Origin of the sequence: Arthrobacter psychrolactophilus (assembly GCF_003219795.1) — a bacterium.
In the GTDB taxonomy this organism is placed as follows: Bacteria; Actinomycetota; Actinomycetes; order Actinomycetales; family Micrococcaceae; genus Specibacter; species Specibacter psychrolactophilus.
This window is the reverse complement of record NZ_QJVC01000009.1, coordinates 1-21,407: the sequence shown is the minus strand read 5'-3', so window position 1 is coordinate 21,407 and position 21,407 is coordinate 1. Positions and strand designations below refer to the sequence as shown.

Here is a 21,407-nt window from a genome sequence, read left to right as displayed (position 1 = left end):
GTTAGTTCTTTCCGCCTACGGCAGCAGTTCCCGCGGCAGGTCCGACGGCGGGAGCAAAGTCATGCGGTTCGGGCAGGTGTGCCACGCTGATGCGCTTGCGGAAGATCCAGTAGGTCCACGCCTGGTAGGCCAACACCAAGGGAACACCCACGGCAGCCACGATAGACATCAGCGTCAGCGTATAACTCGAGGACGAGGCGTTCTCCACCGTCAGATTCCACAGCGGGTTCAGGGTGGATGGCAGGACCACGGGGAAGACCGCACTGAAGATTGCAGCAACGCCCGCCAGGAGGAAGCCACCCAGGCCTAGGAAGCTGCGTCCCTCACGCCCTGCACGGTTAGCCACCCATGAGGCGACGGCAGCCACCACGGCAACGGCGATCAATACCCAGCTAAACCATTTGCCGTTCTCCACTGCCACGGCAATGGCCCACACGGCCATGGGGAGCAGGGCGAACGGCAGGTATCGGCCCACGAGCCGCCGGGCGCGGTGGCGGACCTCGCCGTCGGTCTTGAGGGCGATGAATGCGGCGGCGTGGACCAGGGCAAAGCCGACAAGGGCGAGACCTCCCACGACGGCGTATCCCGTGAACCAGGCGAAGGGGCCACCCACGCGGTCGCCGTTCTCATTAAGCGGCAGACCGGTGGTCGTCAGCGCCAGCATGGCACCCACACCAAAGGCGGCAACGAAGGATCCCAGCGCGATGGCCCAGTCCCAGGTTGTGCGCCAGCGATCCGAATGGATCTTGCCGCGGTATTCAAAGGCCACGGCCCGGAAGATCAAGGCCAGCAGCACGAACACCAAGGGAATGTAGAGCGCGGAGAAGAGCGAGGCGTACCAAAACGGGAACGCGGCAAAGGTTGCCCCACCAGCGGTGAGGAGCCACACCTCGTTGCCGTCCCAGACGGGCCCCACCGTGTTGAGCAGCAGTCGGCGTTCCTTCTCGTCACGGGCAAAGGTCTTCATGAGCATGCCAACACCCAAATCGAAGCCCTCGAGGAAGAGGTACCCGGTCCAGAGCACGGCGATGAGTATGAACCATAAAGTAGGCAGAAAATCCATCATTAGTCCTTTAGTTCCAGCAAACGTCTCATGGTGATATCGGCACAAGCGCGCCAAGGAAGTACCTCAGTAGGCAAAGGCGAGAACATCGTCGCCGCCTTCCGCGCCGGGGCCGTGTTCGTCGTCGTGCTTCTTTTTCGTCTGGTCCAACTCAGGCATGGCCGAGACCACACCGCCGCGGATGTACTTGGTCAAGAGCTTGACCTCCACCACGAGCAACACCGCATAAACCGTGCCCAGGGCTACGAGGGAGAAGACCATCTCCCCCATGGAGACGCCACGAGAGACGGCGCTGGCGGTAAACATGAAGACCTGGTCGACGCCGCTCATCGCCGGGTTGGGAGCCACGACAAAGGGCTGGCGGCCCATCTCCGTGAAGATCCAGCCGGCAGCGTTGGCGCCAAATGGGGCAAGGATGCCAAAGATCGCCAGGCGCATGAGCCACGTGGCCTGCGGAACCGTGCCCTTGCGGGTCACCCACAACGCCACGGCCGCGGCGAGGGCGGCAATCCCGCCAAAGCCAATCATCATGCGGAAGCCCCAGTAGGTGACAGGCATAATGGGGACGTAGTTGATCTCCGTATTGGCCAGATCTCCGTACTTGGCCTCATCCGGGTAGTGTGTGCCGTACTTTTCCTGATATTCGGGCACCAGGGTATTGACGCCCTTGATGTTGGTGTCGAAGTCATTGTGAGCCAGGAAGGACAGCAGGCCCGGAACCTCCATGACGGCTACGACGTCGGAGCAGTCCTTAGCTCCCACGTCGCCCAGCGAGAGAATAGAGAAGCTCGTGCCATCGTGGCAGGCGGCCTCGGCGGCGGCCATTTTCATGGGCTGTTGTTCAAACATGAGCTTTCCGGACAGGTCACCGGAGATGGCCGATCCGGCGAAGGCAATCATGGCCACCACGGCGCCAATTCGCAAGGATTTGATCCAGACCGAGTGATCGAGCTTGTCGCGGCCCGGAATCGTGGCGGACTCCCCCACAATGACGCGTCCTGTGGCATCCACGGTGTCGATCCCGTCCTTACGACGGCGCCACAGCTGGTACCAGGAGATACCCAAGAGGAAGCCACCGGCCACGGCCATAGCTCCCGTGATGGTGTGGAAGAAGGCCACGAGGGCGGTGTTGTTGGTGAACACGGCCCAGGCGTCCACCATGACAGGGCGCCCGTCCAACATCTCAACACCCACGGGGTGCTGCATCCAGGAATTAGCGACAAGGATGAAGTAGGCCGAAACAATTGAGCCGCACACGGCAATCCAGATGCAGGCGAGGTGAATCTTGGCCGGCAACTTCTTCCAGCCAAAGATCCAGAGGCCCAGGAAGGTCGACTCCACGAAGAAGGCGAGCAAGGCCTCCATGGCCAGCGGAGCTCCGAAGACATCACCGACGAAGCGGCTGTATTCGCTCCACGCCATGCCGAATTGGAACTCCTGAACGATTCCGGTGGCCACGCCCATAATGAAGTTAATGAGGAACACCTTGCCCCAGAACTTCGTCATACGCAGGTACGCCTCGTTGCCACTCTTGTGCCAGCGGGTCTGCAAAAGCGCGACCAAGGTGCCCAATCCGATCGTGAGCGGCACCATCAAAAAGTGGTACACCGTCACGATCCCGAACTGCCACCTGGCAATGTCCAGAGCTTCCACGAAATTCCCCTCGTCCTTGAAACACATCGGGTCCGAATACTTTTCTACTTGTTGTAGAAGTTCTATTTCTACTCTGTGTAGAACATTGCTGTCAAAAGCTGTACATTAGAGGGGTAGACGTGCTTATGTGTCACGTTTTTATGCACGCGGATTTTAGTTGAAGGATGTACATGGCAACGCTTGGAGATCTCGAAAGGGCAGTCATGGACCTGCTGTGGGAACATCAGGAAGCCATTACAGCCAATAGTTTGCGGGACCTGCTCTCGCAGCGCCCGTCCACCGAGGACAGCACGGTGGAGTCGCGCCCCTTGGCGGTCACGACGGTTCTGACCGTGCTCTCTCGCTTGGAAAAGAAGGGGCTGGTAGAGCGGGAACGCTCTTCACGCCCCCACCGCTACCGCGCCGTGACGAGTCGCGAAGATCACACGGCCGAACTCATGCTTGAGGTGCTCGGCTCCGCTCCTGACCGGGAAGCAGTTTTGGCCCGATTCATCGGAACGGTCAGCCCCGGAGAAGCCGAAACCCTGCGCAAGCTCTTGGGCCACTAGGTTCACAGCACTACCGTTGGCCCTCTTTCACGGTAAGTTGTAAAGCATGTTTTGGACCTCTTGGTTCCTCGCCGTTCTGGCCGTGGCTCTCGCCTGGCCGGTTCCGGTTTCCTTAGCCCGTGCAGCCTGGCCTGCACGGGCTCCTTTTGCTGCCATGGTGTTGTGGCAATGCATTGCACTTGCCGGTGGTTTATCCATGATCGGCGCCATGCTGTGTTACGGCCTGGTACCCCTGGGCGACAATCTAGCCAGCGGTCTCCGCGGGCTGTTCAACATTTTGGTGGGCCAGCAATCGCTCGACACGCTGGGCCTCATCCATGCCTTCGCTCTCAGCGCGGCAGCACTGCTGACCTCCCACCTCGTCTTCACGCTGTGGCTCAGCTACTTCCGGATTGTGCGGCAGCGTCGGCGCCATCGTGACCTCTTGACGCTCTTGAGCTCTCCCTCGGACGACCGCCCGGACACACTCGTGATCAGCCACCAGGCACCGGTGGCGTATTGCCTTCCTGGCGGTTCACGCTCCATCACCGTCTTGTCCGAGGGTCTGTTGCAGCTCCTCTCCCCCGAGGAGTTGCGTGCGGTCCTGTTGCACGAGCAAACGCATCTGACCCAGCGCCATCATCTCCTGCTGTGGGCCTTTGCCGCGTGGCGTTCGGCGCTCCCGTGGCTGCCCACCTCGAAGTTGGCGCAGCGCGCCGTGTCCTCGCTCATCGAGATTATGGCCGACGACGTCGCCTTGCGTTCTGTCAGCAAGTCCACCTTGGTCACGGCCATCGCCTTGGTAGCCAGTGGCCCGGCACAGCTCACCGCTGATTCTTTGGTCTCGGAGAGTTCTGGACAGATCGACACCCCGGCCACAACCTCGGCACGCTTAGGCAGGCTCCTGAACCCCGTTCCGAGCCTCTCCTCCGGCATTCAGTGGTTACTGGTCGCAGGTTCCTTATTGTTGCTCGCCGTGCCCACAGCCCTGCTGCTCGTCCCCGGAATCCTTCCCTAAGCATCAACCCCAGAACGACGTCGGGAGGCACCCTCAGTGGTGAGGGCACCTCCCGACGTGGTTCCTGTCTGACCGCTCCGCGGCCGGGCGCTAGGCGTCGATGCGCCCCTGATCCAGGAACTCGCTGCCGGCGACTATGAATTCCTTGCGCGGAGCAACATCTGAGCCCATGAGCAGTTCAAAGGTATGTTCGGCCCGGTCAGCGTCCGCGCTCGTGACGCGGCGCAGCATCCGGTGGCGCGGGTCCATCGTGGTCTCTGCCAGCTGGTCGGCGTCCATCTCACCCAAACCCTTGTAACGCTGAATCGGTTCCTTGTAGCGCTTCCCCGACTTGGCCAGCTTGGCCAGCAAGGTGTGAAGTTCCTTCTCCGAATAGGTGTAGATCATCTCGTTGGCCTTGGTGCCAGCGTTGACGACCTCTACCCGGTGCAGGGGCGGAACGGCAGCAAAGACTCGTCCGGCGTCGATCATGGGGCGCATATAGCGGAAGAACAATGTCAACAGCAGGGTGCGGATATGGGCGCCGTCAACGTCGGCATCGGTCATCAAAATGACCTTGCCATAGCGTGCGGATGCAATGTCAAAGCTGCGCCCCGAGCCGGCACCTACCACCTGAATCAAGGCAGCGCATTCGGCGTTGGCCAGCATGTCACCCACGGACGCCTTTTGAACGTTCAGGATCTTGCCACGAATAGGCAAGAGAGCTTGGAAGTCAGAGGACCGTGCCAGCTTTGCCGTACCGAGTGCACTGTCACCTTCCACGATGAACAACTCGCTCTTTTCCACATCGTTGCTGCGGCAATCGGCCAGCTTGGTGGGCAGCGAAGAGGTTTCCAGGGCGTTCTTACGACGCTGAGTTTCCTTGTGAACACGGGCGGAAATACGTGACTTCATTTCCGAAACGACTTTTTCCAGCAGTGTCGCGGCTTGAATCTTCTCACCACGGGCCGTGGATTCCAGTTTGGCCTTGAGTTCCCTCTCCACTACCTTGGCCACGATGTTCTTCACCGCGGGTGTGCCGAGAATTTCCTTGGTCTGGCCCTCAAATTGCGGCTCAGCCAGGCGGACCGTCAGGACGGCTGTCATGCCCGCCATGACATCGTCTTTTTCGATCTTGTCATTGCCTGCCTTGAGCTTGCGGGCATTGGCTTCGATAACCTTGCGGAAGGTTTTTAGGATGGCTTGTTCAAAGCCTTCCTGATGGCGTCCACCCTTGGGTGTGGCAATGATGTTCACGAAGCTGCGCATCGTGGTGTCATAACCAACACCCCAGCGCAGGGCGATGTCGACCTCGCAGTCGCGTTCCACGGCGGTGCTCTCCAGATGCCCCTGCGCGTTGAGTACAGGGACGGTCTCGGTGAAGGTGCCGTGGCCTTGAATTCTCCAGATATCCGTCACGGGGCCACCCACAGAGAGGAAATCAACAAACTCCGAGATCCCGCCGTCGTGGTGGAAGAACTCTTCATGGGTGGCAAACTCTCCCGGAGTTCCGGCGATGCGTCGTTCATCGACGATGCGGATCTTCAGTCCCGGAACGAGGAAGGAGGTTTGACGCGCGCGGGCGACGAGTTCGTCGTAGGAGAACTTTGCGTCGGCCGTGAAGATTTGGCGATCCGCCCAGTAGCGGATGCGGGTTCCTGTCACGCCTCGCTTGGTGGTGCCCACAACGTCCAGGCTGGAGCCATCAATAAAAGGCTCAAAGGCCACATCGGGGCTGAGCGTGCGGCCAGAATCCTTAAAATGGCCGGGCTCGCCGCGACGGAAGCTCATCTGGTAGGTCTTGCCGCCACGATCAACTTGAGCGTCCATACGGGCTGAGAGGGCGTTGACCACGCTGGCACCAACACCGTGCAAACCACCCGAGGCCGCATAGGAGCCGCCGCCAAACTTACCGCCGGCATGCAGCTTGGTGAGCACTACCTCGAGGCCGGTGAGCCCCGTCTTAGGTTCCACGTCTACGGGGATGCCACGGCCGTCGTCGTGCACCTCAACAGAATTGTCCTTGTGCAAAATGACCGAAATGTTCTGGCCATATCCTGCCAAGGCTTCATCGACGGAGTTGTCGATGATTTCCCAGAGGCAGTGCATCAGACCCCGCGAGTCGGTGGAACCAATGTACATGCCGGGGCGTTTCCGGACAGCCTCGAGCCCCTCCAAGACAGAGAGGTGGCGGGCGCTGTAATCGGAATTCGAACGTGCCACGGTTGGCATACTCCTTATGACTTGTGAGCAAAGCTAATGGGCAAGCTTACGCCTGTCCCACTCAAGGTTAACCGCTGCCACTGACACGCAGCGACAGCTGTGCCCGCCGACACAGCTACGCGGTGAGCGAAAGTACACCCATCCAGGGATGGAACGGCTACGAATAATGGTTATATAGGTATCAAGATCAATGAAGGAGGCCATCATGACTACCACCGCCATCGCCAGCCGCGAGCTGAATACTTTGGACCGTTGCGACCGCTGCGGCGCCCAAGCCTACGTGCGGGTTGTCCTAGAATCCTCCGGCGGGGAACTCCTCTTCTGCGGACACCATGCCCGTGCAGTTGAGGCTAACCTGAAGCCCATCTCCTCGCAGTGGCACGACGAGACCAGCCGTCTGACCGAAAAGACTCCAGTCTCCGTCGACTAATTAATTATTCAAAAAGTAGGGTTCCGGATTGATCCGGAACCCTACTTTTTTGCCCTTTTGCGCCCGCTGGGCTCTTGAGGCTATAAACAACACAACCCGCCGGTGCGGGCGCAACCAAGCATGGCTGTCCCCCGCACCGGCGGGTTGTTCTCAGACGAACTGTGAGAGGATCTGTATCCGATCCTCTCGGCTTTAGTCTAGGTAGTCGCGCAGAACCTGTGAACGCGACGGGTGACGCAGCTTAGACATGGTCTTGGATTCGATCTGACGGATACGCTCACGCGTGACGCCGTAGACCTTGCCGATTTCGTCTAAAGTCTTCGGCTGGCCATCGGTCAAACCAAAGCGCATGGCAACAACACCGGCTTCGCGCTCGGACAGTGTGTCCAGAACGGAGTGGAGCTGTTCCTGCAAGAGCGTGAAGGACACGGCGTCGGCCGGTACAACAGCTTCGGAGTCTTCGATCAAGTCACCGAACTCGGAGTCACCATCTTCACCCAACGGGGTGTGGAGAGAGATGGGCTCGCGGCCATACTTCTGAACCTCGACAACCTTTTCCGGGGTCATGTCCAATTCCTTGGCCAATTCCTCGGGTGTGGGTTCGCGGCCCAGGTCCTGCAACATCTGGCGCTGAACGCGAGCCAACTTGTTGATGACTTCAACCATATGGACCGGGATACGAATCGTACGGGCCTGGTCGGCCATGGCACGAGTAATGGCCTGACGGATCCACCAGGTTGCGTAGGTGGAGAACTTGAAGCCCTTGGTGTAGTCGAACTTCTCAACGGCGCGGATCAGACCGAGGTTACCTTCCTGAATCAAGTCCAAGAAGAGCATTCCGCGGCCGGTGTAGCGCTTAGCCAAGGAAACAACGAGACGCAGGTTGGCTTCCAGCAGGTGGTTCTTGGCCCGCTTTCCGTCGTGCACAATGCGCTGAAGATCGCGCTTGAGCTGAACGTCCATGGCGTCGCCGGCTTCTTCGATCTTCTCGTGCGCAAATAGACCAGCCTCGATGCGCAACGCCAGGTCGACTTCCTGCTCGGCGTTGAGCAAGGCAACCTTACCGATCTGCTTCAGGTAATCCTTGACAGGGTCAGCTGTTGCACCGGCTGACATAACCTGCTGAACGGGTGCATCGTCATCGTCAGAATCGGAGTAGACGAAACCAGTGCCGGTAGCGACAGGACGCTCGGCCTTGGCATCGTCTTGTTCATCTTCTTCTACAACCGAATCAGAGCCGGACTCTTCATCGTCTTTAGCCTTGGCCTTACCGCGGCGAACCGGGGCTTTCTTAGCGGCGGCGGGTGTTGCATCATCACCGGCTGCTGCCTTCTTGGCAGCGATGGTGGCAGCGCGCTTCTGTGCGGGAGTCAGCGGCGCGGTGGCTGACGAGGTGGGATCCTCGTTCTCCTTCGTTGGGGAGACATTGCTCTTGTCAGTAGCAGACACAGAAAACCTTTCTTACGGCGGTCTGTGGAGTTACCTTCGGGCAACACCACTATGACCCTGTCAAGTCCGCGTTGCTTGGCGCATCACTTCTGCTTGGAGGGTCAGAGGGTATAACTCTCTGTGATGCGGTTTTGTTCCCGCCCCACCGGAAGAAAAAGCCTTCCGAATCCCATTTTCCAAACTTATTCAATGCCTCAACACGAACCCAACCGGGTCTCGACTTATAGTGTCTCACGATTTGCACCGTGCTCCTTGCGCAACTCCATGGATGGGCCAGAATTTTCCGCCCGGCTCCGTCACAGCATCTCGGGCCACACCGTCCCTATCAGTTCACGCAGCCTTCTCTTCCGAGCTTTCATTCGAGGATCCATGCCACGCCGTGCGTTCGTCTTTGGCGCAGCTGGCAATGTGGCCAATAGCCAGAAGCTGATCCAGCATGCTGGCTAGCCGGTATCCGGGCTGGAACGCTTGACACTGCTGGAAGTAGGTGCCAGCCCAGGTGCCTCGGCCCTTGCACCATTGAATCCATCCCAAGATGCACAGCACGGGCGCCTTATCGGCTCCTCGTGTGGTTCGGCAGAGGAACTGGAGGAGAAGTTGCGCTTTCTCAAGGCGCTGCCAATCGGGGCCCTTGATTCTGCCATCGCCGTCGGAAATCTCCCCGATCAAAATGTTGCCAAAGTCTCGGCAGGCATACAGATACGTGGTGTCGGCATAGCTCTCGACATGCACGCTGCAGGAAGCTGCTTGATTCCCTCCATGCCAGGCGTGTGGGACATGCAGTTCACCCTCGTCCTCTTCCACAAGACGCAAAGCCATAGCCCCGGTGAACGCATGGTTGGGCGTCGTTGCCAGCGCGACCATGACGATGTCACGTATCGTCGTGTCGGCCAGGCTCGCAAGAAGGAATGCGGTCATGGATGCATCAGGAGTTGTGGGCCAGCGAGTTAAGCTGTGCTCCCAGGCTCCGAGAGTCACCGCCATCTGCTCTTCACCCAGGCCTCGTTGAGCCAGTGGCTCTCGGTACTCCTCGCCGGCTGCGAGAACTGATGCCGCGAAGGCCTCGTCCTCTACGGCGATGAGCTCTTGAATCTGTTCCGCCGGGCTTTCTCGGACCAGACTGCCCCGATAGATGAACTCCGTGTTGACGAAACTTTCGCGAATAGCTGAGTTGTCTTTCCCTGGCCACGAACAGCAGCCCGCGTCCGTGCATTCCAAACTTCGCCAGTGATCAGGTCCCACGAACCATGCGTCGCGCACCGGCAAGCCGACTTCGGCCAACGCCATCCGAAGTGCGGAGTAGGTTTGGGCGTGCGGTATCTGCTTCGGAGCAATCCAGTCTTCGTTGCCGAAGATGGCAATGAGACAGCCATCGGCATCCGGATCACTGGATAATTGAGATGCCGCAATCTCGGCAAAGCGATGCACCTCGGAGTAGTCCTCCGCAGGTAGGTCTAGTCGCATGGTGGCCCGCAAGCGCTTCCCGCTCATCCCGATACAGACGATGCTGCGGTTCGGCCAATATCCCACCATGTGGGGGATGAATGCCAGGAGATCTTCACCGGCGCTGACCCTGATCTTGTCTGGTTGATTTCCCATGCCTTTAGGTTCCCGCCGGAAGGTCAAGGATGTAAGAGCCTTCCGGCGAAAACGCCAAATCTGTGGATAACGCAGCCCCAGATCCGCATAAGATGCCAAAGTTTTTTCCCGACGACTGCGACAACAAGCCTAAAGTCGGGCCCCTACTGCTATCGCTTGCGGGACTCGCGTTGTGCTTGCTGCTCCTTTTTGAACTGCTCACGACGGCGACGGTTATCGGCAAGGACATCGCGCAGCGGCGGCACAACTTCTCCACGCTCGGCCATCCCGCGACGGACCTTTCCACGTGTAATGGCAACAGCGGCAAAGCCAAATCCCAGAACAATAAATTGGAAGGAGAAAGCGACGCGGAAGGCGTCCAACGAATACAGGCCGTCGGAGGAGAATCCCACACTGTTGAGGAGGTCCAAAATGATGCCGATGATGTACATGCTGATGAGGGCGGCCACAAAACCACCAACGTTGACGATTCCGGTGGCCGTTCCAATGCGATGAGAGGGATTAAAAGTTCGGGCAAAGTCGAAGGCGATCATGGATGCCGGCCCGCCAATAGCTAAGACGAGAACCAACAGCACGAGCAGCCACAAGGGCGATGGGCCCGACTGAGCGATGACCGCGGCCCAGGCAGCCGCCGTCGCTAGTGTCACGGCGAGCACCATGCTGGAGCGGCGCAGCGGGTGACGACCCACCCAGCTTCCTAAGAAAGGACCACAAATGATGCCGACCACAACAAAGAGACTCAACAAGACACTGGCCGTTCCAGAGTCCAGGCCCTGCCCCGAGACCAGGAAAGGATATCCCCAGGTCAGCACGAAGACCGTGCCGCTGAATTGGGTCGCGAAGTGGCTCCACATTCCCAGTCTGGTTCCGGGTTGCTGCCATGCCGTGGTCAAGTTCACGGCTGTTTCTTTGATGCCGTCCTTTGACGCGGGGGCTTCCATGCCTTGAGGCGCGTTCCGTAGAAGTGCCGCGGACAAGACACAGGCCAAGACACCGAGCCCAGCCAGGCCGGCAAAGGCGGGGCTCCAACCGGCAGCATGTAGGACAAAAGCAAAGGGTACAAGACTGATGAGCTGTCCCAGCTGTCCTAGTTGACCGGTCAGCTGGGTGAGTACGGGGACTCGGAAGGAGGGGAACCACAACGGAATAATACGTATCACCGCAATGAAGGTCATGGCGTCGCCAGCACCAACAAAAATCCTACCGACGACTCCGCCAGGCACGGACGTCGCAGCCGCCAACTGCAACTGTCCAACCGCCATGAGCCCGGCACCTGTGGCGATCATGACCCGGGGGCCAAATCTATCGACCAGTACCCCGACAGGAATTTGCAGGACCGCGTAAACCACGAGCTGGATGACGGTGAAGGCCGAAAGCGCTGAGGCCGTCGCATCGAATCGATCCGTCGCGACGAGACCTGCTACACCAAATGAGGTCCTGTGCGTCACCGCAATCAGGTACGCAAAAACACCAACACCCCAGACCAACCACGCGCGTTTACCATTCACGCATTTAGCTTATGTCAGCTGGCCCCAGCCCTTGCTGTCCTGTGTCACGGCTCGCTAAGTAAGCCTCAACGGCTGCACCTAGTTCATCAGCGTCGGGAAGCTCATCGTTCTCGTCCGCAAGGAGGGAGCGACGAGCAGACCCTTCTGTATGTTCGTCGTATTTCTGTTCCAAGTTGGAGACCACGGCAGCCACCTCGCTGGAGCCTTCTACCTGCTCGGTGATCTGGCGCTCCACAGCGCGACCCGACTCGCGTAAGCGTTCGCTGGGCAGCATGAGGGACGCGGCGGCTCCGAGGAATTCCAGTCCGGCAACAGCGGCCAACGGGTACTCGGCGTCGGCAAGGTAGTGGGGTACATGGATCGCGTATCCCACGACATTGCGCCCGGCCTCGGCCAGCTTGTATTCAAGGACGTGGCCGATCGCCGCAGGAATCTCAACGATTGATTTCCAGGCAGAAATGCCCTCGATCAAGTCCGGACGGTTCCCATGCACGGTGGCGCCGATGGGCCGGGTGTGGGGAACGGCCATAGGGACGGAATGGACCCAGGCCACCAAATTCACATCGAAGCGTTCCACCAGAGACAGCACGGCAGCGCTAAACCGTTCCCATTGCAGATCCGGCTCACTCCCCTGCAGGTAGAGGAATGGCGTCCCGAGGGCATCGACCATGCGATACAGCATCAGCGACGGTGCCTTGTAGTCCGTGAGGTGGTCCTCGGCAAAAGTGATGCGAGGACGACGAGAGCGGTAGTCAATGAGCTGATCGATATCAAAAATGGCCAAGGGGGCGTTCGCCAGCTGCTCTTTGAGCTCTTTGGAAATTTGTGTCACGACATGACCCGCGTCGGAAAATCCGGTGAAGGACATGACCATGTTCACACCACGAAGATCCTGCTCGCCCGCTAGTTCTTCGTTGACGATAAACAGGGATTCTGGACGGTGAAAAGGCGTGTGTTGCGTGAAATTCATGATCTTCCTCAGCTGCTTGTTTCTCTAGAGAGCACAACGCCGCACACCCGTCGATCATTCCTTACAACGATTCGTCGCGCCTCAGCTCTTTATTCTTTCCACGGTACCGGAGCGCGGCAACACCCACGCTGGCGAGCATTCCTGAGGCGTTGGGGATACGATCGAGGGCAGAGACACCCGTTCAATATCACCAAAAGTGAGGACTGTATTTCAGTGAGTGTGAAAGAAAACATCAGCTTCCGCGTCATCAGCACGGATCTGGCGAAGGTAGCAGCAGATGCGTTGGTCATTGCTGTCAGTAAGGGCACCGACGGTCCAGTCATCCTGGGCGCTCCCCTCTCCCCCGCATCCATTGCATCGCTCAACGGCTCGATGACGGCTCTGGGCGTCACCGGCGCAGCCGATCAGCTCGTTCGCCTTCCCGGCTTGCCCGAGACCGGCACCAAGGTTTTGGTTCTAGCCGGCGTGGGGACCGCCAAGAATGGTGTCGTCAGCGATGAGGCTCTGCGTCGTGCGGCCGGATCCGCTGCGCGTCAGCTCTCTGGCCTGAACCATGTGCTTTTCGCGTTCCCGACGACGGCGGTCGCCCAGGTTGCTGGGATTGCGGAAGGTGCCGCTATGGGCGCCTACCAGTACGCAAGCCTGCACTCGAACACCAAGGGCAAGTTGTCCCCCATTGCCAAGGTCACGATCCATTCAACGCTCGCAAAGGATCCGGAGCTGGCCACAGCTTTGGAGCGGGCCACGATCGTAGCCAATGCTGTCAACGCAACGCGCACCTTGGTTAACGAGCCGCCGAGCAAGCTCTACCCGGCTACCTTTGCCGAAGCAGCCAAGGACTTGGCTAAGGGCTTGCCCGTCAAGGTCACCATCTTGGATGAAAAGCGCCTCCTCAAGGAGGGCTACGGCGGAATCATGGGCGTAGGCCAGGGTTCCTCTCGTCCCCCGCGCATGGTGAAGCTGGAATACAAGTCCGATCGCGCCGTGGCCGATCTGGCACTCGTAGGCAAGGGCATCACCTTTGACTCCGGTGGAATTTCCATCAAGCCCGGCGCTGGCATGGTGACCATGAAGTGCGATATGGCTGGCGCCGCGGCAGTACTGAACGCCATCTTGGCTGTGGCAGCCCTGGGTCTTCCGGTCAACATGACCGGTTGGTTGTGCATTGCCGAGAACATGCCTTCCGGCACCGCCATCCGCCCCTCTGATGTTCTGACAATCTTGGGCGGCAAGACGGTTGAGGTCCTCAACACCGACGCCGAGGGCCGCTTGGTCATGGCCGACGGCTTGGTTGCCGCTTCACAGGAATTCCCCGATGTCATCATCGACGTTGCTACCCTGACCGGCGCTCAGGTTGTTGCCTTGGGTCACCGTACCGCCGGTGTCATGGGTGACGAGGGTGTCAGTGCCGCGTTGAAGGCTGCCGCAGACCGCGCAGGCGAACTGATCTGGCCCATGCCGTTGCCGGAGGAATTGCGCCCGTCGCTGGACTCTCCCGTAGCGGATATGGCCAACATTGGCGAACGTATGGGTGGCATGATGACCGCCGCTGTGTTCTTGCAGGAATTCATTGGCAAGGGCAAGGATGGCGAAACCATTCCGTGGGCTCACCTGGACATCGCCGGACCGGCCTTCAATGAGGGTTCAGCCTACGGCTACACCCCCAAGCAGGGCACCGGCATGGCTGTGCGCACATTGGTTGCCTACGTTGAAGATGTAGTAGCTCGTAGCCACTAATTTCAAGAAAAAGTGCTGGTTGCGGCGTCAAGAGGTATTGGCGCCGCAACCGCACCGCGTTACCGAAAACTTCCCACCCTAGAAATTCGAGGGGTGACTATGACCACAATCACCATTACTGTGACCGCAACAACGGCGTTGAATGGAACAACTGACGTAAGGTGAATGCTGAAAGTATTTGTCTTTGACCGGAAGAAACGTTGCATCCGCATCGGATGGAATGGTTTCTCTCAATAATTGATGAGATGACGCGCCAACAATGTGCGCATCACCTGAACGCGAGGGAGCGTCTACGTGGCCGAACAGGCAGCTGGACAAGAATTCGATATTTTGGTTCTCGGCGGTGGCAGTGGCGGATACGCAACTGCACTGCGGGCAGTCCAATTGGGTATGACCGTAGGTCTCGTGGAGAAGGGCAAGTTGGGCGGCACCTGCCTGCACAACGGTTGCATCCCCACGAAGGCCCTGCTGCACGCAGCAGAGGTTGCTGACCACGCTCGTGAAGGCGCCTCCATTGGTGTCAACACTCAGCTCAACGGCATTGACCTGGTCGCTGTAAACAAGTACAAGGACGGCATCATTGCCGGCAAGTACAAGGGTTTGCAGGGCCTCATCAAGGGCAAGGGCATCACCGTCATCGACGGTGAAGGCAAGCTCACCGCCGCTAACACCATCACCGTCAACGGCGTGAACTACACCGGTAAGAACATTGTTCTGGCCACCGGTTCTTACTCACGCAGCCTTCCGGGTCTGGAAATCGGCGGCAAGGTCATCACCTCCGACGAAGCCCTCACCATGGAAACCCTGCCCAAGAGCGCCATCGTGCTCGGCGGCGGCGTGATCGGCGTTGAATTTGCTTCCGTATGGAAGTCCTTCGGCGTGGACGTCACCATCATCGAAGGCATGGCCTCCTTGGTCCCCAACGAAGATGCCTCCATCATCAAGGTTCTTGAGCGCACCTTCCGCAAGCGCGGCATCAAGTTCAACACCGGCACCTTCTTCCAGGGCGTCGAGCAGAGCAACGACGGCGTCAAGGCCACCTTGGTCGATGGCAAGACGTTCGAAGCGGACCTGATGCTCGTAGCTGTTGGCCGTGGCCCGTCCACTGCTGGCATGGGCTTCGAAGAAGCTGGCGTCACAATTGACCGCGGCTTCGTCATCACCAACGACCGCCTCCACACCGGCGTCGGCAACATCTACGCAGTGGGCGACATCGTTCCTGGCGTTCAGCTGGCACACCGCGGTTTCCAGCAGGGCATCTTCGTCGCCGAAGAAATTGCCGGCATGAACCCGGTCATCGTTGAAGATATCAACATCCCCAAGGTCACCTTCTGTGACCCGGAGATCGCTTCCGTTGGTTTGAACGAAAAGCAGGCCAAGGAAAAATTTGGCGATGCCAACGTTGAAAGCACCGAGTACAACTTGGCTGGCAACGGTAAGAGCGCCATCTTGGGCACCGGCGGCATCATCAAGTTTGTTCGTGAAAAGGACGGCCCCGTAGTTGGCGTTCACATGATCGGCAGCCACATCGGTGAGCAGATCGGTGAAGCACAGCTCATTGTTAACTGGGAAGCATACCCGGAAGACATTGCTGGCCTCATCCACGGCCACCCCACGCAGAACGAAGCTTTGGGAGAAGCGGCAATGGCCTTGGCCGGACGCCCGCTCCACGGCTAGCAACAAACCCGCTTAGTGCACCCGGCGCCCGCGCCGGGTGCACTAAGCTAAAAACACACTTATATTAAGGAATTTCGTGGCGATGCACCTGAGTGCACCATCAGCGAAATGCAGCGCATTAGAAGGAGAACGGGGACGAAATGTCTGAATCCGTGAACTTGCCCGCCTTGGGTGAAAGCGTCACCGAAGGTACCGTCACGCGATGGCTCAAGCAGGTCGGCGATCGTGTAGAAATCGACGAACCCCTGCTGGAAGTTTCCACCGACAAGGTTGACACCGAAATTCCGTCACCTTTTGCTGGCATCTTGGAAGAAATCCTCGTACCTGAGGACGAGACCGCAGAAGTGGGTGCACCCCTGGCCCGCATCGGCACCGGCGCAGCCGCTCCGACCGAGGCTCCGGCCGCTGCAGCAGCTCCGGTTGCCGCACCCGTCGAAGCTCCGGCTCCTGTCGAAGCACCGGTTGCTCCCGCAGCTCCGGCTGGCGATGCTCATGAAGTGACGCTGCCTGCTTTGGGCGAATCCGTCACCGAAGGCACCGTCACCCGTTGGTTGAAGGCCGTTGGCGACACCATCGAGATCGACGAGCCTCTGCTCGAGGTTTCAACCGACAAGGTTGACACCGAGATCCCCTCCCCCGTAGCTGGCGTGCTGCTGGAAATCCGCGTTCCCGAAGACGAGACCGCTGAAGTTGGTGGCGTACTGGCTCTCATCGGCTCTGCCGCTGCTGCTCCCGCCCCGGCTGCCGCTCCTGCTCCTGTTGCAGCCCCCGTGGCAACACCGGCCCCCGTTGCCGCGCCTGCTCCTGTTGCAGCTCCGGTCGCAGCTCCCGCCGCACCTGTTGCTGCTCCGGCAGTTCCCGCTGCGCCCGCAGCTGGCGCCGAGTCCAACTACGTGACCCCGTTGGTGCGCAAGCTTGCCAACCAGCACGGCGTTGACATCGCAACCGTCACCGGCACCGGTGTTGGTGGACGCATCCGTAAGCAGGATGTTGTTGCCGCTGCTGAGGCTGCCAAGACTGTTGCCGCACCGGCCGCTCCCGCAGCGTCCGCTCCCAAGGCTGCTGCCGCCGTCGTACCGTCTTCATTGCGCGGCACCACGGTGAAGGCACCTCGCATCCGTCAGGTAATTGCCCGCCGCATGCGCGAGTCGCTGGAAGCCTCCACGCAGCTCACGCAGGTTCACGAAATTGACATGACGCGCATCGTCAAGCTGCGCAACCAGGCCAAGGGACCGTTCCAGGCTGTCAACGGCACCAAGCTGACCTTCCTGCCTTTCATTGCCAAGGCAGTGACCGAGGCCCTCAAGGTTCACCCGAAGGTCAACGGTGAATACAACGAGGAAACTCAGGAAATCACCTACCACAACGCCGAGCACCTCGCGATTGCTGTGGACACCGACAAGGGCCTGCTGGTTCCTGTCATCTCCAACGCAGGCGATCTGAACCTTGCTGGCCTAGCCGGCAAGATCGCCGATGTTGCCTCACGCACCCGCAGCGGCAAGATCGGTCCGGATGAGCTTTCCGGCGGCACCTTCTCCATCACGAACATCGGTTCGGTTGGCGCACTGTTCGACACCCCGATCATCAACCAGCCCAACGTTGCCATCCTCGGCACCGGCGCGATCGTCAAGCGCGCAGTGGTTGTTGCTGATGCAGACGGTGACGACACCATCGCGATCCGCCACATGATGTACCTGTGCCTGACGTACGATCACCGTTTGGTGGACGGCGCAGACGCTGGCCGCTTCTTGCAGACCTTGAAGGCTCGCTTGGAAGCTGGCGCATTCGAAGCTGACCTGGGGCTGTAATACGCCCTAGTCGATGAATGCTCGACGGCGGCCTGTGACTTAATCTCTCAAGTCACCGGCCGCCGTCGTTGTGTCTGCTGTCATATCTGACACATAAGGCCGCCCTTGATAGACACTGTGTCACTAAGTTGCCTAAGCTGGGACCATGGACTTTTTACGCTTAGTGCTCGTGTTTTTGCATATTCTTGGTGCCGCTGCGATCGTTGGTGGCTGGCTCGCCACCTTCAAGACGCCCACCGTTAGCAAGTGGCAGTGGATTGGCGCGCTCACCCAGCTCGTCACCGGCCTGTTGCTGGTTGGTTTGGCTGAAATGGGCGACGGCGACGTCAACCACATGAAGATCGGCGTCAAGCTGCTCATCGCCCTCGTTATTGCCGTTGCCGCCTTCATCGGCCGACGCAAGGTCAAGAACAACCAGGACGTCTCCAAGGGCATCGCCCACGCAGTTGGCGGCATGGCGTTTATCAACGTTGCCGTTGCTGTTTTCTGGGTCGCATAACTCAGTCATCCCGTGTGAGTCCGTAGTCTTGCCCCCTTGAGAACATCTCGAAACCGGCAAGACTACGGACTCTAACTCGTTAATGACGCTGAACTAATCAATCTTTCCTCCCAGATGCCCGGGAAGCGCCTCGACCGCATAGGGTGGAGTTGCATGCCAAGGATTATCGCGGCAGCAACATTTTCTAATTCTTCACAAGGAGTGAACATGGCTACAACACGTAACGCCCACGCAGGCTGGGTCGGCGACCTTCCCACCGGTGGCGGACAAGTCACACTTGACAGCTCAGAACTGGGTACCTTCGACATCACATGGAAGGCTCGCACCGAGGCTTCTGAGGGCAAGACGAGCCCGGAAGAGCTCATCGCCGCCGCTCACTCCTCCTGCTTCGCCATGGCGTTCTCCCATGAGCTAGCTGGCGCCGGTTTCGCAGCCGACTACGTCAACACCAGCGCAGCCGTCACGTTCGTACCGGGCACCGGTATCACGGGCAGCCACCTGACCCTCGCGACCAAGATTCCCGGCATCAGCCAGGAAGACTTCGAGAAGATCGCCAACGGCGCCAAGGCCGGTTGCCCGGTTTCCGCTGCTCTGGCCGGCGTTGAGATCACTCTCGACGCAACGCTCGAAGCATAATACTGGCGGAGAATTTCTCCGTTGATTTTTCTAGAAGGGGTAGTGGCCGGGGTGACCGGCCACTACCCCTTCTCTGTGCCTGGCACCGATCACCCGCCGTCGAGGATTTCGGTAATGGCCCACCTCTCTGCCACTCGCGTCATGATGATCTTCAACTGCTGTAATTGCTCCTCCGCTTGCCTATGCACGAGTGCACCTGAGCCATCCAGTTCGGCAAAAGCACTCGTAGTTATCGTGGCCCGAACGGCAATTGTGGCCGGATCACTAGCACTTCCGCTGTCACCCCCGGAGCGTAAGCTTTCCAGCGAATCCGTGCTGGCTTCGGAAATGCGAATATCTAGCCCGGACAGCGAGTGCCCCTGCTCCTTCAGGCTCTCGACAATGACACTATCCGCCGCCAGAGTCGCGGAGCCGGGTGCATTGATGCGGGCCAGCAGCTCCTCATCGGCATTGGAGAGGGCGTAAGAACGCGTCCAGGCCAGAGCCTGCAAAGCCTTCACGGGGTCCTGATCCTTCAGCCCCTTCATAATCTCTGAGGGTAGCCCCACGGCCCACTCCATGGAGTATCTGGCATCGGTCGTCAGTTTCACCGCACCCGCATCGTTCGGCTCACTCTCCACTCTCGTCGCGCCCCGCAGGGTCGAGACCGTCAGCAGGGCTCCCCCAAGAACTGCGACTGACGCGATAGCGAGCATTCCGTTCACCCAGACACGCTTTGTCCTCGAGCGACGAACGGTGCCCAGCCTGCTCTCCCACATCATGCCCATGCCACTCCCCGGACGCGCCCCTCGGGCCGCGCTCCGCCACGAGGGACGAACTTTGCGCCTGAACCAGCCAAAGGAAAAGACCTTGGCTCGTTTCCTGTCAGCTTTTCCATGAATCTCATGTCGGGTCATAAGTTCCGGCAAGACGCTCGGATGTACCGCATTGCCCAAGGCGACGGGCACGGCCTTGGCACTGCGAAACACCGCCTGGGCAAATGCCGCAGCACTCGGTCTTTGAAAAGCGTCATCAAGCAGGCCGGCTTCAAGCGCCGCCACCAGTTCAGCAGGTACCTCCGGAACGAATGTGCCCATGGGAAGCCGTTCGCGTGTCGGTGGCGCAGGCCGCCCCGTGAGGAGGAACCAGCCCACAGAAGCCAACGCATAAACATCGGAGGCGTCAGAGCGTTCCATATCCCCCGGACTGTAGAAGCCCGGAGTACCGGACACCTTCTGAGCTTCTTGGCCCAGCATCCGCGCAAAACCAAAGTCCGCGAGAAAGGGCTTCCCTGCCGCACTCAGCAAGATATTGCCGGGAGAGACATCACCATGGACTGCTCCCCTACCGTGCAGGAATGCCAGCACCTGCCCCATAGGAGTGAGGACTGTCACCGCCTCCCCAACACTCAAAGGACCGCGCTCTCGCACTATCTGGGCCAGCGAACCACCTGCGGCATGTTCCATGAGCAGTACCTGTCCGCCCCGAGCATCACGCACCAACTGACGCAAGGGAATGAGGTGCTCATGACGAAAGTGCGTCAAAAGACGCCATTCCTGTGTGATGTAGCTTTCATTGTGACGCGGCGGTTCACCATTGCTGCTACCGCTCTCGGGCGCCCCAGGTGGACCAACGAACTTAGCCGCCACGGGAGGCGAACCATCTCGTGGCGCCATCAACCAAACCTGCCCCTGAGCCCCGGATCCTAGGCAGCGCACCGGATCGTGGTGGGCGATGTCTGGCGGCCCGTTGACCCCGCCGCCGTGGCTAAAAGTGTCCATAAATTAGTAATAGTCCTCTTTTGGATTTCCTGCTTGAAGTTATCCACAGGCCAGAGGGGAAATATGAATTTCATGATTTAGGCGAGAAAGTATCGTCCTCTAAAGTGACTCCTATGAGTGTTCAGTTCACCGAGCTCGGGTTTGAGCCAAATTTCATCGACTACGTCAGCGCCTGGGATCAACAGCGAGCGATTCATGCTTCCGTTGTTGCCGGCACTGCTACCAACACTGTTTTACTGCTGGAACACGCCGCCGTGTACACAGCAGGCAAACGGACCGAAGACCACGAACGCCCCTTTGATGGAACACCGGTGGTCAATGTAGACCGCGGCGGAAAACTCACCTGGCATGGCCCCGGCCAGCTGGTGATGTACCCCATCGTGCATTTGGCCGACGTACGTGGCATCAGGGCCTATGTCCACGCCCTTGAAGACATCATCATTGAAGTTCTCGCCCACTTTGGCGTGGACGGCTTGCGCGTCGAAGGCCGCGCTGGCATCTGGCTTTTGGCTGACGCAAAGGGCCCCGATCGTAAGATTGCAGCCATCGGCATCCGCGTCCACGAAGGCGTCACCATGCACGGCATTGCCATCAATGTGAACAATAGTCTGGCCCCATATGCCCAGATCATTGCCTGCGGCATTCAGGATGCAGGCACCACAACCTTGCAAGCCGAAACCGGCCTCGCCGTGACCCCCAAGGACATCGCACCGCTGGTTCAGGCAGCTACCGCCCGAATTCTCGCGCCGCTTGTCACAGACATCCAGGCTGAATCTTCGACGGTTACACCCAACGCAGAAGGAGTTCTTTCATGACGTTGGCGCCTGAGGGTCGTAAGTTGTTGCGTATTGAGCAGCGTAATGCTGCTGTT

The 21,407-nt window shown here is 59.2% G+C and carries 17 protein-coding genes; 9 read left to right on the top strand and 8 right to left on the bottom strand.

The features are described 5' to 3' along the window. Position 1: 1 nt before the first annotated feature. Complete coding sequence (gene cydB, locus CVS30_RS10445) at positions 2 to 1,063, bottom strand: cytochrome d ubiquinol oxidase subunit II (RefSeq protein ID WP_110485355.1); 1,062 nt, start codon at positions 1,061 to 1,063, stop codon at positions 2 to 4. 66 nt (positions 1,064 to 1,129) lie between these two features. Then, positions 1,130 to 2,716 carry a cytochrome ubiquinol oxidase subunit I gene (locus tag CVS30_RS10440; RefSeq protein ID WP_110485354.1) on the bottom strand — a complete coding sequence of 529 codons (1,587 nt, stop codon included), beginning with the start codon at positions 2,714 to 2,716 and terminating at the stop codon, positions 1,130 to 1,132. A gap of 170 nt (positions 2,717 to 2,886) precedes the next feature. Between CVS30_RS10440 and CVS30_RS10435 the strand changes: the two genes are divergently transcribed. Further along, a complete protein-coding gene (locus tag CVS30_RS10435; RefSeq protein ID WP_110485284.1) occupies positions 2,887 to 3,264 on the top strand; it encodes a BlaI/MecI/CopY family transcriptional regulator in 378 nt (125 codons plus the stop codon). Positions 3,265 to 3,310: 46 nt separating this feature from the next. Next, positions 3,311 to 4,261: a M56 family metallopeptidase gene (locus CVS30_RS10430; RefSeq protein WP_110485283.1), complete on the top strand. Its 951-nt coding sequence runs from the start codon at positions 3,311 to 3,313 to the stop codon at positions 4,259 to 4,261. Positions 4,262 to 4,351: 90 nt separating this feature from the next. Here CVS30_RS10430 and CVS30_RS10425 read toward each other — a convergent pair whose 3' ends face one another. Next, positions 4,352 to 6,472 (bottom strand): DNA gyrase/topoisomerase IV subunit B, encoded by a 2,121-nt coding sequence (locus CVS30_RS10425; RefSeq protein WP_110485282.1) that lies wholly within the window; start codon positions 6,470 to 6,472, stop codon positions 4,352 to 4,354. Positions 6,473 to 6,668: 196 nt separating this feature from the next. Between CVS30_RS10425 and CVS30_RS10420 the strand changes: the two genes are divergently transcribed. Further along, positions 6,669 to 6,893: a DUF7455 domain-containing protein gene (locus CVS30_RS10420; protein ID WP_110485353.1), complete on the top strand. Its 225-nt coding sequence runs from the start codon at positions 6,669 to 6,671 to the stop codon at positions 6,891 to 6,893. 192 nt (positions 6,894 to 7,085) lie between these two features. Here CVS30_RS10420 and CVS30_RS10415 read toward each other — a convergent pair whose 3' ends face one another. The 4 genes from CVS30_RS10415 to CVS30_RS10400 form a co-directional block, all read right to left on the bottom strand. Continuing rightward, the gene (locus CVS30_RS10415; RefSeq protein ID WP_281268082.1) at positions 7,086 to 8,342 is read right to left on the bottom strand and encodes an RNA polymerase sigma factor; all 1,257 of its coding nucleotides are present in this window, start codon (positions 8,340 to 8,342) and stop codon (positions 7,086 to 7,088) included. A gap of 330 nt (positions 8,343 to 8,672) precedes the next feature. Next, the gene (locus tag CVS30_RS10410) at positions 8,673 to 9,941 is read right to left on the bottom strand and encodes a DUF4192 domain-containing protein (RefSeq protein ID WP_110485281.1); all 1,269 of its coding nucleotides are present in this window, start codon (positions 9,939 to 9,941) and stop codon (positions 8,673 to 8,675) included. 149 nt (positions 9,942 to 10,090) lie between these two features. Beyond that, positions 10,091 to 11,449 carry an MFS transporter gene (locus CVS30_RS10405; RefSeq protein WP_110485280.1) on the bottom strand — a complete coding sequence of 453 codons (1,359 nt, stop codon included), beginning with the start codon at positions 11,447 to 11,449 and terminating at the stop codon, positions 10,091 to 10,093. A gap of 4 nt (positions 11,450 to 11,453) precedes the next feature. After that, complete coding sequence (locus CVS30_RS10400) at positions 11,454 to 12,419, bottom strand: proteasome assembly chaperone family protein (RefSeq protein ID WP_110485279.1); 966 nt, start codon at positions 12,417 to 12,419, stop codon at positions 11,454 to 11,456. A gap of 213 nt (positions 12,420 to 12,632) precedes the next feature. Between CVS30_RS10400 and CVS30_RS10395 the strand changes: the two genes are divergently transcribed. The 5 genes from CVS30_RS10395 (at position 12,633) to CVS30_RS10375 (ending at position 18,776) form a co-directional block, all read left to right on the top strand. Further along, complete coding sequence (locus CVS30_RS10395) at positions 12,633 to 14,156, top strand: leucyl aminopeptidase (protein WP_370800807.1); 1,524 nt, start codon at positions 12,633 to 12,635, stop codon at positions 14,154 to 14,156. Between the two features lie 294 nt (positions 14,157 to 14,450). Further along, positions 14,451 to 15,833, top strand: a complete 1,383-nt coding sequence (lpdA, locus tag CVS30_RS10390; protein WP_110485278.1) for a dihydrolipoyl dehydrogenase — start codon at positions 14,451 to 14,453, stop codon at positions 15,831 to 15,833. Positions 15,834 to 15,973: 140 nt separating this feature from the next. Then, complete coding sequence (gene sucB, locus CVS30_RS10385; protein ID WP_110485277.1) at positions 15,974 to 17,641, top strand: 2-oxoglutarate dehydrogenase, E2 component, dihydrolipoamide succinyltransferase; 1,668 nt, start codon at positions 15,974 to 15,976, stop codon at positions 17,639 to 17,641. A gap of 145 nt (positions 17,642 to 17,786) precedes the next feature. Beyond that, positions 17,787 to 18,140: a hypothetical protein gene (locus tag CVS30_RS10380; RefSeq protein ID WP_110485276.1), complete on the top strand. Its 354-nt coding sequence runs from the start codon at positions 17,787 to 17,789 to the stop codon at positions 18,138 to 18,140. Between the two features lie 207 nt (positions 18,141 to 18,347). Then, on the top strand, positions 18,348 to 18,776 hold the full coding sequence (locus CVS30_RS10375) for an OsmC family peroxiredoxin (RefSeq protein WP_110485275.1): 429 nt from the start codon (positions 18,348 to 18,350) through the stop codon (positions 18,774 to 18,776). Positions 18,777 to 18,865: 89 nt separating this feature from the next. On the opposite strand, the gene CVS30_RS10370 is transcribed toward CVS30_RS10375, so the two are convergent. Further along, on the bottom strand, positions 18,866 to 20,536 hold the full coding sequence (locus tag CVS30_RS10370) for a serine/threonine-protein kinase (protein ID WP_110485274.1): 1,671 nt from the start codon (positions 20,534 to 20,536) through the stop codon (positions 18,866 to 18,868). Between the two features lie 104 nt (positions 20,537 to 20,640). Here CVS30_RS10370 and lipB point away from each other — a divergent pair, with 104 nt between their 5' ends. After that, entirely contained in the window at positions 20,641 to 21,351 is a 711-nt protein-coding gene (lipB, locus tag CVS30_RS10365; RefSeq protein WP_281268081.1) for a lipoyl(octanoyl) transferase LipB, read from the top strand. The last annotated feature ends 56 nt before the right edge of the window (positions 21,352 to 21,407 follow it).